Origin of the sequence: Streptomyces sp. NPDC050636, from assembly GCF_040654775.1 — a bacterium.
Classification (GTDB): Bacteria; Actinomycetota; Actinomycetes; order Streptomycetales; family Streptomycetaceae; genus Streptomyces.
Genome location: NZ_JBFAIP010000224.1, coordinates 1 through 3,445 on the forward strand (window position 1 = coordinate 1; position 3,445 = coordinate 3,445).

Annotated in this window: 2 protein-coding genes; both read left to right on the forward strand. The window is 67.1% G+C overall.

Annotated features, from left to right (window positions below; genetic code table 11):
• Window positions 1-234: 234 nt before the first annotated feature.
• Complete coding sequence (locus AB0I10_RS40770) at window positions 235-1,209, forward strand: DUF1259 domain-containing protein (RefSeq protein ID WP_363157794.1); 975 nt, start codon at window positions 235-237, stop codon at window positions 1,207-1,209.
• A 654-nt stretch (window positions 1,210-1,863) separates the two neighbouring features.
• On the forward strand, window positions 1,864-3,336 hold the full coding sequence (locus AB0I10_RS40775; RefSeq protein WP_363157795.1) for a tetratricopeptide repeat protein: 1,473 nt from the start codon (window positions 1,864-1,866) through the stop codon (window positions 3,334-3,336).
• Window positions 3,337-3,445: the final 109 nt, after the last annotated feature.

The window sequence follows — 3,445 nt, forward strand, 5'->3', positions numbered from 1 at the left end:
GGGTCCCCTGACAGCCGCAGGGCGGCGGATGTGACACGGCACGGGGCACGTGGGGCATGTGCCGTCCGGCCGCTTGTGCGAGCGCGTGCACCCCACGCCCATTGACGGTCTTGCGTTCGACCGGTCGTCATCCGCGCCACGCCGGAGCCGGGCGCAACCACCCTGCCACTGCGCATGGTTGCCTCACCGCAGGAGGTGGCTGGTATGAGAGGCGAAATCCGGAAAGACCAGCACATGTCACGGCGGAGACTGCTGCTGGCGGTGGCACTGACGCCGGCGCTCGCCGGGGCGGGCGCATGCCGCGGCACGGGGGCCGACGTGGCACCGGACGGCAAGCGCCGGGACGGCGAGGGCCTCGGCCCAGTGGCGATGACGCTGCCGGACTGGGACGAGGTCGCGGAGGCGCTCGGCCGTCCGGGCAGCATGATGCGCGAGAACCTGGCCTACCACACCGCGTTCCTCCGCCACGACCTGCATGTGACCTCGTACGGCGTCACCGTCTCGGCGGGGCTCGCGCTCGGCTCGCACGTGGCCTTCGTCCGCTACCCCGACGAGACCACGCTCCTCATGGGCGATCTGGTCGTCACCGAGGACGAGTTGCAGCCCCTCTCGGACGGGCTCCACCGGGCCGGTATCGAGCAGACGGCCATCCACAAGCACCTGCTCGCCCAGACCCCCGACATCTGGTGGACGCACGTGCACGCCCACGGCCGGGACGCCGTGGCACTCGCCCGGGGATTGCGCAAGGCGCTCGACGCCACCGCGACCCCGGACCCGCGCCCCACCACGAAGCAGCAGGACGTCGACCTGGACACCGCCGGCATGGACGCGGCGCTCGACTGCGAGGGGGCCGTCGTCGACGGCGTGCACAAGTGCCTCTTCATCCGCCGCGAGACGGTCACCGACGGTGGGCATGTACTGCCGCCGGGGCTCGGCTCGACCTCGGCCTTCAACTTCCAGCCGGTGGGCGGCGGCCGAGCGGCGCTGCACGGCGACTTCGCCCTGGTCGCCGACGAGGTGCAGGGAGTACTGCGTGCCCTGCGGCGGAGCGGGCTGCAGCTGGTCGAGCTGCACCACCACAACCTGCGCGACGAGCCGCGGCTGTTCTTCGTCCACCTGTGGGCCGTGGACGACGCGGTACGGCTCGCCCAGGGGCTGCGGCGCGCGGTGGACCTGACCAACGTGGTAGCCGCGCCCACCGCGGGCTAGTGCTCCAGCAGCGGTTCTCCATTTTCTTGCTGGTCAGCGCACTGTCTTCGAGCCTATGTGGGCTGACGGTCTGTTATGGGGCCGGGGTTCGTGACTCACCCGGACGGGCTCCACGGCTGCTTGCCTCATGCCGCTGGGACCCGGACCAGGCTTTCGCCCCCTCGCTCTCGCCAGGCTGTTGCTTGGCCATGGCCCAGAACGCCCCACGCTCGGCGGTGAAGGCGCCCTCGGCGCGGGCATGGGACAACATCTCGGAGCGGTCAAGAGCACCCGGCTGGGGCAGCAGCACCTCAAGTGGTCCAGTACCAGGTGCTCCAGACCGCAACCGGCGAGCCGGGCACAGCGGGCGATCTCGCGGCGGTTGTCGAACACGACGAGCCTGGCGCCGGTGAGGTGGACGGTGACCTTGCGGTCGATGAAAACGAGCGAGGAGAGCGCCGCCGCACAGGAGGCGATAGCCCGGGATATGGGCTGGTAGGTACTCCCGCCTCAAACGCTCAACCTTCGTTTCCCGACGAATAATCAGGAGTATGCCGCGTCATCTACGGACATGTCGCACCGTCAACAGGCCGGGAAGGATGCGGAATGCAATATTCCATACGCGTTACGGAAAGATCCTTGTCCGCCCATGGGGCATCGATTATGGTGTCGATCATGCATATATCTTTCATATGTACCGGGAATATCTGTCGCTCACCCATGGCGGCACTGATGTTCAAGGAACACTTACGCAAGGCCGGAATCGCCGATCGCGTCTCCGTGACCAGCGCGGGTGTGGGTACCTGGCACACCGGAAAACCTATCGACAAACGAGCCGCCCGAGTTCTATCGGCAAACGGCTACCCGGTTCACCACGTAGCCGCGCAATTTGGGGAGCGCGACCTCGAGGCTAATCTCTTCGTGGCCATGGACTACCATCATGCGGCCGCACTGAAAGAACGTATCGGAGCAAAGTTCGGAGCGACGAAATCTGACGAACGGGTCCGGATGCTGCGGTCGTTCGCTCCGGAGCACGGGAGCTCGGGCGGTGGGCCAGGCGATGTGCCCGACCCGTATTACGGACAGGACGCCGACTTCGTCGAAGTCTTCTCGATGATCGAAGCCGCGATGCCGGGGCTGATCGAGCAGGTGAGGTCCATGCTTGGACTGGGCGAGGCCCAGGAATCCGGGCATCACGCCTCCGCGGTCCACGATACGCAGGACCTGCCGTCGGCACGGGACAAGGCCGATCATCTCGGCGAGCAGGAAAACCCGGCCCTCGCCGCCGCTGCCCTCAGCGAACTCCTGCCAGTCTTCGAGCGCGTATACGGCCCGGATCACCTGGAAACCCTCACCACGAGGGACATCCACACGCACTGGCTGGCCGAGGGCGGCAATTTTCTCACCGCACTTCAAGCGTTCCGCACTTACCTCCCTGACTGGGAGCGCGTAGCCGGCCCCGAACACCCAGGAACCCTGCACTGCCGCCAGAACATCTCGTACTGGACGGGTGAGTCGGGCGAATTCGACCTGGCCGTGGAATTGAGCAAGGAGCTCCTTCCGATGCGTGAGCGGGCGCTGGGCCCGACGCACGCGGATACCTTGCTGACCCGGCACCGCCTCGCATACTGGATCGGTGAGGGAGGTCAGCCTGACGCCGCCCTGACGAGGTTTCGTGAACTCCTGGACATTCGTGTTGAACATCAGGAGGCCGAGCATCCGGACACCCTGACCACCGAGCATGAAATCGCTCGCCGGACCGGTGAAGCCGGAGATGCGGAAAAGGCCGCGGAGCTGTTCGAGGATCTCGTACCGCGGCGTGAGCGGGTCCTCGGTCCTCGGCACATCAGCATGCTGACGACCCGACACGAGTACGCCAAGTGGATCGGCGAAGCAGGGGCACCGGACAAGGCGCTGGCCATGCTGCACGACCTGTGGCCCGTGCGTCAGGAGGTCCAGGGCGCTCACCACCCTCGGACCTTGCTGACCCAGCACGAGCTGGGCCGATGGACGGCGGTGAGCGGGGACCGGACCGCCGCTCTGCCCATCGTGCAGGAGGTGCTGCACGCACGGGACCGTGTCCTGGGTCCGAACCACCCGCACACGCGGCAGACTCGTGACCTGCTCGCGGGCCTCGGCATCCGCTGACACCCACACACTCACACGCAGATGCTCACGCCCCGCACTCCACATCACCTGGCTGTTGACCTGGCCCTCGGTGTCGATGCCGTTCCGCTCGCCTTTGAGGAAGCGGTCG